We start from the raw sequence: 16,260 nt of genomic DNA, 5'->3' as shown, positions 1-16,260 counted from the left end.
GGGTCACTCCGAGGTCGGGTCGTGCGCCGCGGCCAGCAACCGGGCTGCTTCCAGGCGCAGTTGGGTCGGACTGCCGAGCCGCACGGATTCCACGGCGGCGCACCGGTAGAACACGGAGACGTCGTACTCCTCCGTGAGTCCGGCGGCGCCGTGCAGGTGGACCGCCTCCGCCGTGGCCTCGCGGGCCAGGTCGGCGGCGAGGAAGAGGGCCTGCGCGGCGGTCAGCCGGATGTCCGCCCCACCGTCCGCGTCGTCCGCCACCGCGTGCACCATGCTGCTCACGGCCGTGGCCTCGGCGGCCAGTGCCGCGAGCCGGAAGGCGGGAGCCTGCTGTTTGGCCAGCGGGCGGTCGAAGGCCGAGCGCTGTTGCAGCCGGTCGACCGTGAGTTCCAGCGCGCCGCGTGTCAGACCGGTCAGAAAGGCGGCCTGCTGAAGCCTTCCGCGGGCCAGGGCGGCAGGGTAGTGCGGCCCCACGAGCAGACCGTCGGTGACCGCTGCCACGCCGTCGAGGGTGACCCGGTAGAGGTCCCCGCGCCCGATGTCGTCCTGGCGGTGGAGGCGCACGCCGGGCTCGTCGGCAGGCACCAGTGCGTGTCCGTCCGCGCCGATCACCAGCAGGAAGTCCGCCTCGGCGGCGAAGGCGACGAAGCGCCGGGTACCGCCGACCAGGCCGCGTCCCCGGTCGAGCACGAGGGACGCGGGCACGCCCGGCTCGTCCGCGGCGTGTTCCCGCACGGCGAGCGCGCAGGTCCGCTCCCCCGACGCGATCGACGCGAGCAGCGCGTCATGACGGCCGTCGGCCGCCAGCAGGTCGGCCGCGATCATGGTGTCCAGGTACGGGCTCTGATAGAGCGCGGGTCCCATCAGCTCGGCCGCGTGTACCCGGCGGGCCAGGGCGTCGGCCGGTCCCCCCAGCCGGGGCGGCAGCGCCGGGCGCAGGCCGTCCAGTTCGGCGAGGGTGGACCACACGCCCCGGCGGACCTCGGTGTCCTCCTCGTCCGGCGGTACCGGCCCGGCTCCCTTGGCCCTGGCGCCGAGCCGACGCAGGACCGGGTTGAGTTCCTCGTGGAAGAGTTCGGCGACGTTCACAGCAGACCCAGTCCGTTGGTCGCGATGAGATAGAGCATGATCTCGGAGGTGCCCGACGCCAGGCGGTGGGCGGGTCCGAGGCGGTAGTTCGCTTCCAGCAGGCCCTGGGCGGGCGCTTCCCCGTCCCAGGCGGAGAGCACACCGCCTGCGCCCTCGAGCTCCATGCCGGCGCGCAGGATGGGCCGGAACTGCTCACTCGCGTACCATTTCGACATCGCCGAGGTGACCGGGTCGGCGCGGTCGGCGGCCAGGTTGCCGACCATCTCCCAGGCCAGGGAACGGGCGGCCCGCAACTTGGCATCCAGTTCGACCAGTTGCAGGGCGTACGCCGGATCGGTGAGCCGGCCCGTCTCGGCGGCACGCCGGATGATCAGGTCGAGCAGTCGTCGTGCCTTGCCGTGGAAGTCGATGCCCGTGCGCTCCAGCTGGAGCAGCTCGTTGAGCTGCCACCAGCCCTCGTCGACGGTGCCGACGACGTCCGCCGCGGTGAGCCGTACTCCGTCGATCACCACCAGGTTGAAGCGGTCGTTCTGGATGCTCGGCACCGGTTCGATGTGCACGCCCGGGGACCTCGCCGGCAGCAGGAACAGGGTGATCCCGTGCATGCCGACCGCCCCGTCGGTGGTGCGGGCTGCGCACAGCGAGAAGTCGGCGAACTGGGTCTTCATGTTGAAGACCTTGGTGCCGTACAGCCGCCAGCCCTCCCCGTCCGGCTCTGCGCGGGTACGCAGCGCGGACAGGTCGGAGCCTGCCTCGGGTTCCGTGAACAGCACACTGGCGGTCTGCTCTCCACGGGCGAGTGCGGGCAGACAACGGCGCTTCTGCTCCTCGGTGCCCGCCTTGAGCAGGAACATGCCGACGATGTCGATGCTCAGGACGTGTACGTCGTCGGGCACCCCGGCCAGCGTCATCTCCTCGGTGACCACCGCCGCCTCCGGGGCGCCGAGACCGAGGCCGCCGTAGGCGACCGGCCAGTTCGGGGCCAGCCATCCGCGCTCGCCGAGCAGCCGGTAGAGGTCGAGACGCGCGGCCTCCTCGTCGGGCCGGTGTCCGGCGACGGCCGCGAGGGTGCGCCGGGCCTCGGGGCCGCGGAAGAACCGGCGCACCTCCTGCCGGAAGGTGTCATGGCCGAGGGCGGCCGGTGGCGCGGAGCTCGTCACGGTGTCTCCTCCAGGTGCGCGAGCATCGCCGACAGTTCGTCGTCGGACGCCTCCGCCAGCTCGCTCGTCTCGACGAGTTCGGCGAGTTCGGCGATGGTGGTCCGGACGAACAGCTCCCGCAGCTCCACCTCCACGCCGAACGCCGTGCGGATCCGGGAGGCCAGCTGGGTCACCTTGAGCGAGTTGCCGCCGACCGCGAAGAAGCTGTCGTGCACGTCGATCTCCAACGTCCCGTCCAGCAGCTCACGCCAGATCTCGGCGAGCATCAACTCGGTCCGGGTGCTGGGCGGTACGGCCCTGCGCACGGCGGCCGTACCGGGTTCGGGCAGCCGCCTGCGGTCCAGCTTCCCGCTGCTCGCCCGGGGCAGCTCGGGCAGTTCCACGAAGCTCGCGGGGACCAGGTGGGCGGGCAGCCGTCCGGTCAGATGCCGCCGCAACTCCTCGGGCGTGACCTGTCGGCCCGTGGTGACGGTCACGTAGCAGATCAACCGGGCGTCGGCACCGGATCCCGACGCGATCACCACGGCCTCGTCGACGGCGTCGTGGCTCTGCACCGCGTGCTCGATCTCGCCGGGTTCGACGCGCAGCCCTCGGATCTTGATCTGGTTGTCCACCCGGCCGAGGAAGGCGAGGTTGCCGTCGCTCCGCCGGACCACGAGGTCCCCGGTGCGGTACAGCCTGGCTCCCGGGGCGCCGAAGGGGTCGGGCACGAAGCGCTCAGCGGTGAGCCCGGGTTGGTGGGCGTATCCGCGGACCACTCCGACGCCGCCGATGAGGAGCTCGCCGGGGACGCCGTCCGGCACCGGGTTGCCGTACCGGTCCACGACGTGGGCCTGGTAGTTCGCCATCGGGGTGCCGATCGGCGGCATGGTGGCGTACGTGCCGTCGGGGCACAGATAGTCGATGCAGGCCACAGTGGCTTCGGTCGGGCCGTACCCGTTGTGGAACGCGCGCCCCGGGATGTTCCATCGGTTCACCAGCTCGCCCGGGAACGCCTCGAGCCCCACGAACAGAGCGCGCAGGTCGGGGAAGGTGCCCTCGTCGAGCAGCCCGAGGACGGCCGGCGGCAGATCGGTGACCGTGACCCGCTCCGTGCGCATCAGCTCGGCCAGACGCCCTGGATCGAGCAGGGTCGACTTGGGCGCCTGCACGAGTTGGGCTCCGGAACACAGGCAGCTGAAGAAGTCGAACAGGCTGACGTCGTAGGCCGGGTTGGCGAACTGCAGCACCCGGTCGCCCACTCCGAGAGCGAACATGTCGATGCTCGCCCGGGTGAAGTTGACGATGCTCCGGTGCTCGACCTGGACACCCTTGGGCTTCCCGGTGGAGCCGGACGTGAAGATCAGGTACGCGAGGTTGTCCGGACGCACGCCGACGTGCGGCCGCTCGATGGGCTGCTCGTCGAGGGCGGGATCGTCCACGCAGACGGCGGTGACACCGGCCGGGAGCAGCGCGGCCATGTCGCGTGTGGTCAGCACGGTCGTGCAGCGTGCCTCGGTCAGGACGCTCTCCCGGCGGACGGCCGGGTGATCGGGGTCGAGCGGCAGATAGGCGCCGCCCGCCTTCTGGATGCCGAGGAGGGCCGCAGGCAGCTCGGGGCCACGGTCGAGCAGGACGGCGACCACGGTCTCGGGGCCTACGCCGGCCCGGCGCAGGGCCCACGCCAGGCGGTTGGCGTCCTGGTCCAGTTCCCGGTACGTACGGCGGCAGCCGGCGAAGGACGTGGCGACGGCGTCGGGTGACCGGTCCACCACCGACTCGAACAGTTCGTGCAGGCATCCGCCCGGTACGGGGGCGGGGTTGCTGCTCGTCTCGGTCAGCCGTTCGTGCTCCGGCTCGGTGAGCATCGGCAGCCGGCTCAGCCGGAGATCCGGGTCGGCGGCCACCGCCGACAGGATCCGCTCGTAGTGCCCGAAGAGCCGCTCCACCCGGTCCGCGTCGTAGAGATCGGTGGAGTACTCCGCCCACAGCCGCAGGCCCTCCGGGACCTCGGTGAGCTGGACCGCGAGATCGAACCGAGCGGTGTCGCCGTCCGCGGGATACGCGGCGACCTCGACATCGGCGATCCGGGCCGACTCCACGCCCGCGTGCTGGAGCGTGAAGGACGTCTGGAACAGCGGGTTGCGGCTCGGGTCGCGCTCGGGGCGCAACTCGTCCACCAGCTGCCCGAACGGCAGCTCCTGATGGAAGTGAGCGCCGAGGACGGCCTCTTTGGCCCGGGCGAGGAGTTCGCGGAACGTCGGGTCGCCGGCCGTGGAGCAGCGCAGCACCACCGTGTTGGCGAAGAAGCCGATCAGCGGCTCGACCTCGGGGCGGTCGCGGCCCGAGAACACCGATCCGAGGACGATGTCGTCCTGGCCGGTGTAGCGGTCGCACAGGGCCATGAACGCGGACAGCACCACGGTGAGCAGCGTCACCCGCTCGGTCCGGGCGAGCTGGTTGAGGGCGGTGCGCAGCTCCGGCGGCAGCAGCCGGTCCGTGGTGGCGCCGGCCCCGGAGGGCACGGGCGGGCGTGGCCGGTCCGTCGGCAGGTCCAGGGTCGGCAGGTCGGCGAGCCGGCCCTTCCAGTACGCCAGGTGTTCGTCGAGGACGGCTCCGGTCATCCGGCCGCGCTGCCAGACGGCGAAGTCCGCGTACTGCACGGCCAGTTCGGGTAGGTGTACCGGCGTTGCGGTGTGCTCCGCCCGGTAGAGGTGGAGCAGCTCGCCGACGAGGACGGGCAGGGACCATCCGTCGCTGGCGATGTGGTGCAGGGCCAGGACGAGCACGTACTCGCGCTCCGCGGTCCGCACCAGGTGGGCGCGCAGCACCGGCCCCTTCTCCAGGTCGAACGGCTCCTGGACCAGGCCGAGCACGAAACCCCTGACCTCTTCGTCGGCGGCGCCCTTCAGGTCCGTCACGGGGAACGGCACGGCGCCTTGGGGCTCTGCGATGTCCTGGTAGGGCACGCCGTCGCGCAGGGGGTAGCGGGTGCGCAGGATCTCGTGCCGGTCGACCAGCGCGGTCAGCGCCCTGCCCAGCGCCTGCTCGTCGAGGTCGGCACGGAGCGACAGGACGATCGGGGCGTTGTAGATCGCCTTTCCGGGATCCAGCTGGTCGAGGAACCACAACCGTTGCTGGGTGAAGGACAGCGGCAGCTCACGGTCGCGGGCCACCGGGACCACGCGCTCGCCGGTGCCCCGCACGCCGTCGCGCTGGCGTGCGCGCAGGGCGAGCAGGCTCTTACGGGTCTCCGCGAGGCTCTTCCCGCCGTTGTTCGCTGGATTGGACATGTCACAGACTCCCGAGCGTTGCGGTGAAGCCGACCGTGGTGCCGGCGCCGTCGAGGGCGGCGCTCACCGGGTCGGTGACACGGCCGTCGGCGATCACCACCGCGCCCACCCCGGCGGCCAGCGCCTCGCGGGCGGCCTGCAGCTTCGCGGTCATGCCGCCGTGTACCGCCGCGTCGGTGACCGGCTCGTGCGACAGCTCGATCGCGGGCACCAGGGAACTCTCGTCCGCGGGATCGCGCAGCACCCCGGGCGCGGTGGTCAGCAGCACGAGCCGCACCGGACGGGTGCGGGCCAGCGCACCGGCGATCGCCGCCGCCACCCGGTCCGCGTCCACGTTGACCGCCCCGTCGGCGCCGAGAGCGGGCGGGGAGACGACGGGCAGGCAGCCTGCCTCCAGCAGGGTGAGCAGCACCGTGGGGTCGACGTCCCGGATACGGCCGGTCCGGTCGTCACGGACGACGACGGTGCGACCGCCCAGGACGGCACGGTGGGCGGCGGTGCGCTTGGCCGTCACCAACCGCGCGTCCATGCCGGTCAGTCCGACCGGCCGGGCGCCGTGCCGGGCCAGCGCTGCCACCAGCGCGGGCTTGACCTTGCCCACCAGCGCCATCAGCAGCACCTCGAGGGTGGCGGGGTCGGTGTAGCGGCTGGACGACCCGCTCGGCGTGGTCAGCCGGCGCTGCGGCACGCCGAGCCGGTCGGCGAGCCGGTCCAGCTCGACCGCCCCGCCGTGCACCAGGACCGTGTGGCCGGACGGAAGGCGCGCCACGTCGCGGCAGATGTCCTCATGGGCGTGGGAGAGTCCGCCGCCGCACTTGACCACCGTGATCTCGTCAGTCATCGAACCACCTCATGCCGGGTGCAGTCCGGGGAAGTCGAGCCCCAGCGACTCGTCCCAGCCCATCCGGATGTTCAGGCACTGCACGGCGTTCCCGGCGCCGCCCTTGACCAGGTTGTCGAGTGCGCCGACCAGGAGCAGCTGACCGTCATCGGGGTCCAGTGCGAAGCCGACGTCGCAGTAGTTGGAGCCGATCAGGATCTTCGGCTCCGGCAGCCGGTAGTTGCCGCGCTTGTAGGTGACGACACGGACGAACGGCTCGGCCGCGTAGGCGGCGCGATAGGCGGCACGTATGTCCGCCTCGGTGAGGTCACGGCTCGCGGTGGCCCGGCAGAGCACCTGGACTCCGCGCACGGCGTCCACGCCGGTGGCCGTCATCCGCACGTCGAGGCCCGTCGCCTGGGCGATCTCGGCCTGGTGCCGATGGTTGAGCGGGGCGAACACCCGCAGCACGCCGCTGCGTTCGGCGTGCAGGTTCATCTCTCCGGCCGAGGCGCCCGATCCGCTGGAGCCGACCCTGCCGTCCACCGTGACCCGCGGTGCCAGCAGTCCGGCGACGGCCAGCGGCCGCAGGGCCAGGATGGCGGCGGTGGCCATGCATCCGGGCACGCTGACCGAGTCGGCGGTGCGCAGCGCCGCCCGGTCGGCTTCCGGCAGGCCTCGGGTCGCCGTGCCGAGGAGTTCCGGGGCGGGATGCCCGCCGTAGAACTCCCGGTACCGGTCGGGGTCGGTGAGGCGCAGGTCCGGGCTGAGGTCGTAGACATGCTTGGCTCGGGCCACCATGGCGTGGCGCTGGTCCGCGTCGGTGCCCATCGAGCCGGTCAGGAACAGCACGTCGCACTCGGGCAGCCGCTCCGGGGCGACGTAGGTGAGGTCGACGCGGCCGCGCAGGTTCGGGTGGCTTCCGTCCACCCTTCGTCCGGCCAGCCGGGCCGAGGTGACCGCGGTGATGTCCACTTCCGGGTGTCCGGAGAGGATCCGGAGCAGTTCTCCTCCGATGTAGCCGGCGCCGCCGACGACCCCGACGCTGATCACTCGCCCCAGTCCTCCTCGACCTCCGGCGCCACGGCGACGAGCAGCGGGTCGAGGGAAATGACCTCGAGCTCACCCGCACAATCACCGCATTCGATGATTTCGTTGAGTTCGGGCTTTTCCTTGAGTTCCACGTTCGCGACACATTCAGGGCAGGCCACGATCATTTATTACCTCCACCCATGGGAACGCATTCAACACCTAGAGGCTGTCGAAATCGGGGACTCGGGGACAGTAGGGGAAACCCCTGACAGGTAGTCCGCCATGGCTTCCAGGGCGTGTTCGTAAGCGGCGACGAGCCGGGTCGAGCGGCGCCGCAGGCCGGCCACGGCACCGGCCCGGTCGGAGCGTGCGGTGGCGACCGCGATCCGCAGCGCCGACCAGTGGTGCGCGACCGCGTCGACGAGCCGGGCGAGCTCCAGCAGACGGCTGTCGCCGAAGCGCCGTCCGGCCAGCTCCAGGAAGGAGGCGTGCAGGCCGGTCACCGCGAGGACCGGTCCGGCCACGATGAACACCTCGTCCACCAGGTCCTCGCTGTCCGGCAGCCGCTCCCAGGCGCCGGCAAGGAAGCCGCTCAGACCGGCCAGTCCCGAGGTCCCCGCATCGTCCGGTGCGGTGAGGCCGCGCAGGTTCCCGGTGAGCACCCGGCGGACGAAGGCCGGGTCGAACGCCGGCTGCGGGGACGGGAAGTCCACCTGCAGCCAGCGGTTGCCGATCGGATTGGAGGTGAAGAACATGTCGCGGTCGTGCCGCACCGGATTCCCGGAGTCGCGCGCGGCGGTGAGGGCGTCCAGCGGGATCGCGCCCTGGAAGGCCGGCGGAACCGGGTCGGTCACGAGGACCTCCGCCCGTTCGTCGTCGAACCCGTGGACCACCATCAGGTGGTTGGTGTGCACGTCCCGGTACGCGGGCCGGAACGGCAGGTGGAAGTTGTCCGCGGCGACGGCGACGGCACGGCCCGCGATCAGCTCGGCGCGCACCTCCTGCCAGCCCTGCCCGGCGTCCGCCGGGGTGTGCCAGCGCGAGTGGATCCCGTGGTAGGGCGCCAGACCGCTGAACAGCGAGTCGGCGGACCCCGGCAGGTAGTACTCCTCCCGCCGCAGATCGCCGGGGTAGTGGAACCCCCAGGCGGCGCCGAGGACCACCACCGGGTCCATTCCGCGCTGGGCGAGCAGCACCCCGGCGGTGGTGTGCAGGCAGTGGCCGAGTTCGTGCCGCCAGGGGCGGACCCCGTCCAGTTCAACCCGCACGGCGCACCTCCGGGTCCGTCACCGCCGTGAGGGCGAACACGTGCATGGCGGGGTTGTCCGGCAGGCGTAGTGCGACCAGCTCCCCCGGCACGGTCACCGGGATGCGCTGCTGCCAGACGACGGGCCGGTGTCCGTGCTGGGTGTGCCGGGGGTAGCGCAGGCCCTGCGCGCGGAACGCCTCCGGTTCGCCGAACCAGGCCTCCGTCTCGGGCCAGAAGTCCGACATCCGCAGCCAAGCGGTGCGCGCCGTACCGTCGGCGTAGTGCAGTTCCACCTCGTCCTCGGTGCGCCGTTCGGCCGCGCCGAGGAGGTAGAACCAGTCGTAGTGACCCGGCGGCAGGCTGATCAGCTGCCCGCGGCAGCGGATGTTGTCCCCCGTGCCGGTCGCCCGCGGCGGGAACTCGAATTCCACCCCGGCGACCGTCACCGAGGATCCCGGAGCGGGAAGGTCCTCGGCGGGGAAGGTGTTGCGCCAGATATTGAAGCCGTATTCGTCGCCGGCTCCGGACTTTCCGATACCGAGATTGTCACAGACAGCCGACACGTCTATGACGGTGCTTATCATTTGGGGATGCACGTGAACCTCATAAGTTCCGTTCCGGGAAAACTGGCCGAATCGGTGTCCCGGGTCATCAGGGACGCCTATTCCGCGGGCGATCTCGTGCCCGGTCTGCCGACCGCCGACGGGGCCCGGTCCCACACCGGCGAACTCTTGGACGACGTTGCCGCCGGACAGCTGCTCTGGGTGGCGGAGCTTTCGGACCGGGTGGTGGGCACCGTGCGGGCCGTGCGCAGCTCCCCACACGTCTGGGAGGTGCGGCGCCTGGCCGTCTCTCCGTCGTGCCGGCGTACCGGGGCGGCACGCCGGCTGCTGCGGCGACTGGAGGCCGAGGCACTGGCGTGCGGCGTGTCCCGGGTGGCACTCGACGCGGTGGTGGAGCGGGGCAATCCGGCGTTCTACGCCCGCGTCGGGTACGGCACCGTGCGGCACTTCCCGGCCGGCGACAAACCGCTGTCCGAGGTGCGGATGGAGCGGGATGTGCGCACGGAGCCGACGCCGGTCGCGCACGACGCCGCTCCGGCCGGCCCCGGCCTGCTGGTCGAGTGGCGGGCGGCGCCCGGGGGGACCGTCTGCCGTACCCGTCTCCTGTCGGGCGACGAAGCCCCGGCCTCTGGCACCGTCGGCTCGCTGGGAGCCGACTTCTGGCCGTCCGCCCCTGCCACCCGACTCCGCCTCGTGCACGGCACTCTGGCGCGGGAGGGCGAGCCGGCCGGGAGCGGCGAGGTGTTCTTCGACCGGCCCGCGTCCCACATCGCCGCCTTCCGCACACCACGGCAGGCCCACCCCGAACTGCTGGCCTGGTGGCGCAGTCCGGCCGTGCGCCGCCAGGCCGAGGCCGGAGGGTGACGGGATCACCCCCGCCGCCGGACGATGTCGCACGCTGCCTCCGCGATCCGCTCCGGGCTCACTCCCGCGTGCTCCAGCAGACTCCGCTCGTCGGCGACGAAGTCGAGGTAGGCGTCGGGCACCCCGATGCGACGCACGGGGCACGGATGGTCCTCCGCGACCGCCTCGCACACGGCGGCCCCCAGCCCGCCGACCCGCACATGGTCCTCCACCGTGACCAGGCCGCCGGTCTCCCGGGCCGCGCGCCCCAGCGCCGCCACATCGAGCGGCTTGATCGTGTGCATGTTCAACACGCGGGCGCTGCAGCCCTGTTGGGCCAGCAGGTCGGCGGCTTCCAGGGCCATCACCACGGGGTACGGGCCGCTGGCGACCAGGGTGACGTCGTCGCCCTCCCGCAGCAGGCGTGCCTCGCCGACCCTGAACTCGTACGGCTCCGTGTTGACCAGCGGGGTGCGCGCCCGGCCGAGCCGGAGGAACAGCGGGCCCGGCAGATCGGCCGTGGCCCGCACGGCGGCCTCGGTCTCGGCGGCGTCGCACGGAACGACGACGGTCATATGGGGCAGCGGCCGTATCAGCGCGATGTCCTCAAGGGCGTGATGCGTGGGGCCGTAGTGTCCGGCGGACACCCCCGCGTGCGTCACGACGATGCGGACCGGCAGGTTGTTGCCGGCGACGTCGATCTTCACCTGCTCGGCCGCCCTGCTCGCGGCGAAGCTGGAGATGGTGTTGGCGTAGGGCAGCAGCCCGGAATGGGCCAGGCCCGCGGACACACCCATCAGGTTCGCCTCCGCGATGCCCACGTTGACGTACTGGTCGGGCAGTTCCTGTCCGAAGCCGTCCTCCAGACCGCCCATGTCGGAGTCGACGCAGAAGATCCGCGGATCGAGGCGGGCCAGGTCGAGCAGGGTGCGGCGGTAGGCCTCCCGGGCGGGAACGGCATAGCGCTCGGCCCAGTCCGGCAGAGCCGTCGCGGGAACGTCGGTGATCACTTCGCTCATGACTGCCTGCCTGCCTTCAGCCCCGCCTTCGCCCGCTGGTACAGCCGCGGTGTGAGCTGGACGGAGTGGCTCTTCTTCTTTCCTTCGAACAGGGCGACACCGCGCCCCTTGACCGTACGGGCGATGACCACGGTCGGACGGTCCGTCACCGCGGGCAGCGTCCCGAACACCGCGCGCAGCGCCGCGTGGTCGTGACCGTCCACCTCGACGGCGTGCCAGCCGAAGCTGCGCCATCGCTCGGCCAGCGGCTCCAGTGCGACGCAGTCCTCGGTGTCCCCGGTGATCTGCAGACCGTTGCGGTCCACCACCGCGACCAGATTGTCCAGCCGGTACTGGGCGGCCACCATCGCCGCCTCCCAGACAGAACCTTCCTGCAGTTCACCGTCGCCGAGCAGCACGAAGGCGCGGCTGTCCCGCCCGAGCCTGCGCATCGCCAGCGCGACACCGGCGCCGAGCGACAGCCCGTGGCCGAGCGACCCGGTGGGGAACTCCACGCCCGGCAGCCTGCCCAGGGGGTGGCCCGCCAGGCGGCTGCCCCGCTGGGTGTACGTCTCCAGCTCCTCGACGTCGATGACGCCGATCTCGGCCAGCACCGCGTACAGCGCGGGCGCGGCGTGTCCCTTGCTGAGCACGAACCGGTCCCGTCCGGGCCAGTCGGGCTCGTCCGGCCGCAGCCGCAGCACCTCCGTGTACAGGTGCACCAATACGTCGGTGCAGGAGAGGCTGCCGCCGATGTGCGCACCGTGCTCGGACGCGCCCATGCGCAGCACGTGCTCCCGCACCCGGTAGGCGCGGTCGGCCAGAGCCCGGTCGGACACGACGGCGGTCCGCTCCGTTCCGGCGCTCATCGGGCCGCTCCGCCCAGCACCCGGTGCCACGGTGGCCGGTAGTCCATCGCGGCCGCCGCAGGGGCCAGTTGGCCCAGTCGGTCCCACACCTTCTCGAAGGCGCGCACGACGAGATCGAGCACCGGCTCGCAGCGGGGGTTCAGATGCCAGCGCTGCAGGGTGACCGAGTCGTCGATCACTGCCAGACTGACCTCGTAGTCGGTGACCGGCACTCCCAGGTCACGGAAGGCGGGCTGCCCCGGCAGCGGCACCACCTGGTAGGGCTGCACCGGCACGCCCTCGGCACGCAGCGCCCGCTGCACCGTCGCCCGGAACGCGCCGGGCGACAGCTCGGGGAAGCCCGCGACGACCGGATCGAAGCGCAGCCGCAGGATGTGCCACGCGTGCGTGCGGTCCTCCGGACAGGTCGGCACCGTCACCCCGGGCAGCTCGCCCAGCCTGCCGAGAAAACCCCGCACCACCCGGTCACGGGCGGCCGAGTCGACGTCCAGGCGGCTCAGCTGGCAACGGGTGAAGGCGGCCTGCACCGCGCTCATCTTCTCGTTGCCTGCCGCCAGCCGTGAGATGTAGTCGCGTTCCCTGCCGGACCGCAGCTCCTCGCCGAACTGGCGGTACAGCACCACCCGTTCGTGCAGTTCCTCGTCGTCGGTGGTCACCAGGCCGCCCTCGCCGCAGGTCGGCAGGTTCTTCACGACGTTCAGGCTCACGGCGTTGATGTCACCGATCGAGCCGGTCCGCCGCCCTCGGTAGGCGGCGCCCTGGGCCTGGGCCGCGTCCTCGATCAGGTGCAGGCCGTGTCGCTCGGCCAGCGCGCGCAGCGCGGCCATGTCACAGGGCAGTCCGTGCAGATGTACGGCGATGACGGCCCTGGTCCGGCCGGTCACCGCCTTCTCCGCCGCGACCGGGTCCATGGTGTACGTGACCGGGTCGATGTCGACGAACACCGGCACGAGGCGACGCTGGATGATCGGCACCGCGCTGCCGATGAACGTCAGGGCGGGTACCAGGACTTCCGAACCCGGCTCGATGTCCAGTGCCGCCAGCGACAGTTCGAGGGCCGCGGTGCCGTTGGCGACCGCGGCACAGTGTGCGGTGCCGACGTACTGCGCCCATTCCTGCTGGAGCGCGCTGACCTCGCCGCGGCCGCCGTCGTTGGAGGTGAACAGGCCCCGGTCCAGGACGCCGCGAAGCGCCTCGTGTTCCCGGTCCGTCACCACGGGCCAGCCGACCAGTTCCCTGGTCACGTCCTGTTTGCCGATCACGCGGCTGCCGCCGAACATGGCCAGCTTGACGGCATCGGTCATGCCCTCGGCCTCTCTTTCTCGGTGCTGTGCCGCGAGACGACCGCGGCCATCGTGCGGACGGTGAGGGCCGGGGCGACCGGAAGCCGTACGGCTCGAAGTGCCTGCCGACGCGGTACCGGCAGCCAGACCCGGGTGAGCCCGGCCGGCGGGAGCACGAAGTGCTCGGGGTCGACGCCGTTCTCGTAGTGCAGCCACGCCGTTTCGCCGGTGTCCGCTTCCGCCGGGACGCTCATCTCGATGCACAGCCAGTCGTAGCGCCCCTCGGGCACCTCGACGAGCTGCCCGGCACAGGGCAGCGGCCCCTCGATCGGGACCGGAACGAACCGGTTCACCGGCCGCCCCACAACTTCAGCTGGCCCATGACGTAGTCGACGTAGGCGCCGACCAGGTCCACGTCGAGCACCTCGATGGCACCGTGGAACTCCGGCGTGTGGTTGACCTCGTTGACGAAGTACCGGCCGTCACGGTCCTCGATCACGTCCACCCCCAGGACGCCCTCGCCGATCGCGTTGGCTGTGTCCTGCAGCAACTTGACCAGGTCGTCGGTGAGGGGACACACCTCGGCCCGGCCTCCGCGCGCGGTGTTGGTGCGCCAGTGGTCGTGCCGCACCTTGTAGATCGCGCCGACGACCTCGCCGCCGAACACGTAGGCCTTGATGTCCCGGTCGGGCTTGTCGACGTACTGCTGGACGAAGGTGATCTGGTGCTGCGGTCCGGACAGCGCGGCCCGGTGCTCCAGGAGCGCCTCGGCCTGTTCGTGGTCGTGCATCCGTGCGGCCAGCCGGCCCCAGGACCCGGTGAGCGGCTTGACCACCGCCGGGTATCCGAAGTCGTCCAGCTCGTCGAGCACGGCGTCCGGTGTCAGTCCGGCCAGGGCGCGGATCGTGGGCAGCCCGCCGTCGCGCAGGGCCAGCGTGGTGAGCAGCTTGTCACCGCACAGACCGATGATCCGCGAGCTGTTGACGACCGGGACTCCGGCGTGCTCGAGGAGCCGGCAGGCGTAGAAGTTCCTGGTGTGTGAGATCTCCCTGCTGAGCGCTCCCCCGTACGGCAGCCGCAGCGGCTCTCCGTTGTCCAGCCGCACAAAGAACTTCCGTGCGTCGATCTGGTCGAAGTCGATGTCCCGCTTGCGCAGCTCAGCGAGGAGCAGCCGCTCCTCCAGCCGCACCCTCGACGTGAGGACGGCCAGCTTCTTGGCTTCTGCGGTCACGATCTGACGCTCCCTTTCCCGTCTGCGCGGCGTCCTGGTGAGCCGGAGCAGAGCGCAGCGAATCGACGAGCCGTGGCAACGCATCGGTCAGCACATCGATGGCAGCCAGGTACTCGGGTATCTCGATGTGTTCGTCGTCGCTGTGACAGAGCCGGGAGTTGCCGGGCCCGTAGGCGGCCGTCGGCACCGGCCAGTACTGCGCGACCACGTTCCAGTCGGAGGTGCCGAGCTTGAGCTTGGGCACGGGACGTGCGTCCCTGCGGGACAGGGCCGCCCCCAGGGCCCGCACCACGGGATTCGTGCGGGAGGCACGCACGGCGGGCACCTCCTCGATCACGGTGACCCGGCTGCCGGGCACCGCCGCGAGCCAGGACGTCAGGGCGGGGGCATCGAAGCCGAGCGGGGTCCGGCAGGAGATCTCGAGCGCGGCCCGCTCCAGGTCCGCGGTCATCCCCACGATGGTGGGCAGCGCGCGTTCGAACAGCGGTGCCTCCTCGTGGTCCGGGGCGAGTTCCGCACGCAGGGTCTGCCAGAAGGCGAACGCCGCCTCGGCCGCGGTCGGTCGGTCGGAGCTGGTGTGGGCCGGCGGCTGGGTGAACTCCATCCGGAACCGGAAGACGCCCTTGTAGCCGATCCCGATGGAGTGCACACCGCTGGGCTCGCCGATGATGAGGGCGTCGGGGGCGCTGCGGTGCAGGAGATGCCGGGCACCGTGCGAGGTGGCTTCCTCCCCGACCGCGCCGATCACGACCAGGCGCCCCTGGATCCGGTCCGCCAGCCGGGCCGCGGCACAGATCATCGTCGCCAGGGAGCCCTTGGCGTCGACCGAGCCCCGGCCGCTGAGCACATCTCCGTCCAGTCGCACCGGCAGGGTGCCCGGGACCGTGTCGATGTGGCCGAGCATCAGAACCTCGGGGCCGTCCGGATCGCCGACCGCACCGTGCACGTTGCCGACCGCGTCGACGTGCGTGTCGAAGCCGGCCGCCGCCAGCCGCTCGGTCAGCAGGCCGGCCAGCTCCGACTCCTGCCCCGAGAAGGACGGGACGGCCACGATGGCGCGCAGCAGCTCGATCTCGTCCGCGCCGACCGGCCGGGTCATGCGTCGCTGCCGAAGGGGTTGATGTCGACCAGCAGCATGTCCCGGATTCCCGTCTCGCCCACCGCCTCGGTCGGCGACACCTCGTGGGTGACGAGCCGGTCGTCGACGAAGACCGAGTCCATGGGTTCGGTCAGGGTCAGCCGCACCGCCTCACCGCTGTCCGGGTACACCGTCGACTCGCCGCCCACACAACCGTCTCGGCGGATCAGGTGCATGCCGATGTAGCAGTGTCCGTCCCGGTGCCGTCCCTCAGGTGTCGGCAGGCCCTGTTCTCCGGCGTGGGCGACCATACGGATCTGGTGGATTCCCACTTCCCAGCTCCGTTGCCCCGTGATGCTGCGCGCCAGGTTGGTGTCGAAGCCCACCAGGGCGGTCATCGCCGGGTGCAGCAGGGCTTCGTCCCCGGCCGGTGCGAACTCCCGGTCCGCGCCCTTCCAGAGCGGGATCCCGTCCTGCCGGAAGGTCTTGTGGGGCAGGACCTCGAACTGGGTTCCGTCGTCGCCGATCTCGACACGCAGCCGGCCGTATCGGCGGTGGCGGTACCGTCCGCCGTCGTGCAGGGTCGTGTCGAGCGGAAGGTCGGACCAGAACCGGGCGAACGTGGTGAACTCGCTCTCCGGCAGTAGCGGGCGCAGCTGTGCGCCCGGCAGTATCGCGAAGCCTTCCTGGACCGTTTCCTCCGCGAGCCCCTTCATCCGCTCCTCCATGAAGTCGCTCGCGGCCGCGCCGAAGGCCCCCATACATCCCTCCGC

Annotated in this window: 16 protein-coding genes; 1 reads left to right on the top strand and 15 read right to left on the bottom strand. The window is 71.5% G+C overall.

Annotated features, from left to right (window positions below):
* Positions 1-3 precede the first annotated feature (3 nt).
* The 8 genes from ACIRVH_RS02110 to ACIRVH_RS02075 are packed head-to-tail and all read right to left on the bottom strand — an operon-like array spanning position 4 to position 9,185.
* On the bottom strand, positions 4-1,089 hold the full coding sequence (locus tag ACIRVH_RS02110; RefSeq protein WP_403947367.1) for an acyl-CoA dehydrogenase family protein: 1,086 nt from the start codon (positions 1,087-1,089) through the stop codon (positions 4-6).
* The gene (locus tag ACIRVH_RS02105; RefSeq protein ID WP_403947366.1) at positions 1,086-2,249 is read right to left on the bottom strand and encodes an acyl-CoA dehydrogenase family protein; all 1,164 of its coding nucleotides are present in this window, start codon (positions 2,247-2,249) and stop codon (positions 1,086-1,088) included. The genes ACIRVH_RS02110 and ACIRVH_RS02105 overlap by 4 nt, the downstream gene beginning before the upstream one ends.
* Positions 2,246-5,521, bottom strand: a complete 3,276-nt coding sequence (locus ACIRVH_RS02100; protein ID WP_403947365.1) for an amino acid adenylation domain-containing protein — start codon at positions 5,519-5,521, stop codon at positions 2,246-2,248. The genes ACIRVH_RS02105 and ACIRVH_RS02100 overlap by 4 nt, the downstream gene beginning before the upstream one ends.
* Position 5,522: 1 nt before the next feature.
* Positions 5,523-6,362: a [LysW]-aminoadipate kinase gene (locus tag ACIRVH_RS02095; RefSeq protein WP_403947364.1), complete on the bottom strand. Its 840-nt coding sequence runs from the start codon at positions 6,360-6,362 to the stop codon at positions 5,523-5,525.
* A gap of 9 nt (positions 6,363-6,371) precedes the next feature.
* Positions 6,372-7,394, bottom strand: coding sequence for an N-acetyl-gamma-glutamyl-phosphate reductase (gene argC, locus ACIRVH_RS02090; RefSeq protein WP_403947363.1), 1,023 nt, complete (start codon positions 7,392-7,394; stop codon positions 6,372-6,374).
* A complete protein-coding gene (lysW, locus tag ACIRVH_RS02085; protein ID WP_359064802.1) occupies positions 7,391-7,558 on the bottom strand; it encodes a lysine biosynthesis protein LysW in 168 nt (55 codons plus the stop codon). The genes argC and lysW overlap by 4 nt, the downstream gene beginning before the upstream one ends.
* Positions 7,559-7,585: 27 nt before the next feature.
* On the bottom strand, positions 7,586-8,641 hold the full coding sequence (locus ACIRVH_RS02080) for a BtrH N-terminal domain-containing protein (RefSeq protein WP_403947362.1): 1,056 nt from the start codon (positions 8,639-8,641) through the stop codon (positions 7,586-7,588).
* Positions 8,631-9,185: a hypothetical protein gene (locus ACIRVH_RS02075; RefSeq protein ID WP_403947361.1), complete on the bottom strand. Its 555-nt coding sequence runs from the start codon at positions 9,183-9,185 to the stop codon at positions 8,631-8,633. Before ACIRVH_RS02075 ends, ACIRVH_RS02080 begins: the two co-directional genes overlap by 11 nt.
* Positions 9,186-9,212: 27 nt before the next feature.
* On the opposite strand from ACIRVH_RS02075, the gene ACIRVH_RS02070 reads away from it, so the two are divergent.
* Positions 9,213-10,049, top strand: coding sequence for a GNAT family N-acetyltransferase (locus ACIRVH_RS02070; protein ID WP_403947360.1), 837 nt, complete (start codon positions 9,213-9,215; stop codon positions 10,047-10,049).
* 5 nt (positions 10,050-10,054) lie between these two features.
* Here the strand turns inward: ACIRVH_RS02070 and ACIRVH_RS02065 are convergent, their stop codons facing one another.
* Genes ACIRVH_RS02065 through ACIRVH_RS02035 form a run of 7 tightly spaced genes read right to left on the bottom strand, consistent with a single transcriptional unit; the run spans position 10,055 to position 16,248 of the window.
* The gene (locus ACIRVH_RS02065) at positions 10,055-11,047 is read right to left on the bottom strand and encodes a transketolase family protein (protein WP_403947359.1); all 993 of its coding nucleotides are present in this window, start codon (positions 11,045-11,047) and stop codon (positions 10,055-10,057) included.
* A complete protein-coding gene (locus ACIRVH_RS02060; protein WP_403947358.1) occupies positions 11,044-11,895 on the bottom strand; it encodes a transketolase in 852 nt (283 codons plus the stop codon). Before ACIRVH_RS02060 ends, ACIRVH_RS02065 begins: the two co-directional genes overlap by 4 nt.
* Positions 11,892-13,199: a DegT/DnrJ/EryC1/StrS family aminotransferase gene (locus ACIRVH_RS02055; protein WP_403947357.1), complete on the bottom strand. Its 1,308-nt coding sequence runs from the start codon at positions 13,197-13,199 to the stop codon at positions 11,892-11,894. The genes ACIRVH_RS02060 and ACIRVH_RS02055 overlap by 4 nt, the downstream gene beginning before the upstream one ends.
* Positions 13,196-13,531 carry a hypothetical protein gene (locus ACIRVH_RS02050; RefSeq protein ID WP_403947356.1) on the bottom strand — a complete coding sequence of 112 codons (336 nt, stop codon included), beginning with the start codon at positions 13,529-13,531 and terminating at the stop codon, positions 13,196-13,198. Before ACIRVH_RS02050 ends, ACIRVH_RS02055 begins: the two co-directional genes overlap by 4 nt.
* Complete coding sequence (locus ACIRVH_RS02045) at positions 13,528-14,409, bottom strand: RimK family alpha-L-glutamate ligase (protein ID WP_403947355.1); 882 nt, start codon at positions 14,407-14,409, stop codon at positions 13,528-13,530. Before ACIRVH_RS02045 ends, ACIRVH_RS02050 begins: the two co-directional genes overlap by 4 nt.
* Complete coding sequence (locus ACIRVH_RS02040; RefSeq protein WP_403947354.1) at positions 14,336-15,508, bottom strand: M20/M25/M40 family metallo-hydrolase; 1,173 nt, start codon at positions 15,506-15,508, stop codon at positions 14,336-14,338. Before ACIRVH_RS02040 ends, ACIRVH_RS02045 begins: the two co-directional genes overlap by 74 nt.
* Positions 15,505-16,248 (bottom strand): 2OG-Fe dioxygenase family protein, encoded by a 744-nt coding sequence (locus tag ACIRVH_RS02035; RefSeq protein WP_403947353.1) that lies wholly within the window; start codon positions 16,246-16,248, stop codon positions 15,505-15,507. The genes ACIRVH_RS02040 and ACIRVH_RS02035 overlap by 4 nt, the downstream gene beginning before the upstream one ends.
* Between the last annotated feature and the right edge of the window lie 12 nt (positions 16,249-16,260).

The organism is Streptomyces sp. NPDC101165 (assembly GCF_044768135.1).
Lineage (GTDB): Bacteria > Actinomycetota > Actinomycetes > Streptomycetales > Streptomycetaceae > Streptomyces.
This window is presented reverse-complemented; position numbering and strand designations above follow the sequence as displayed.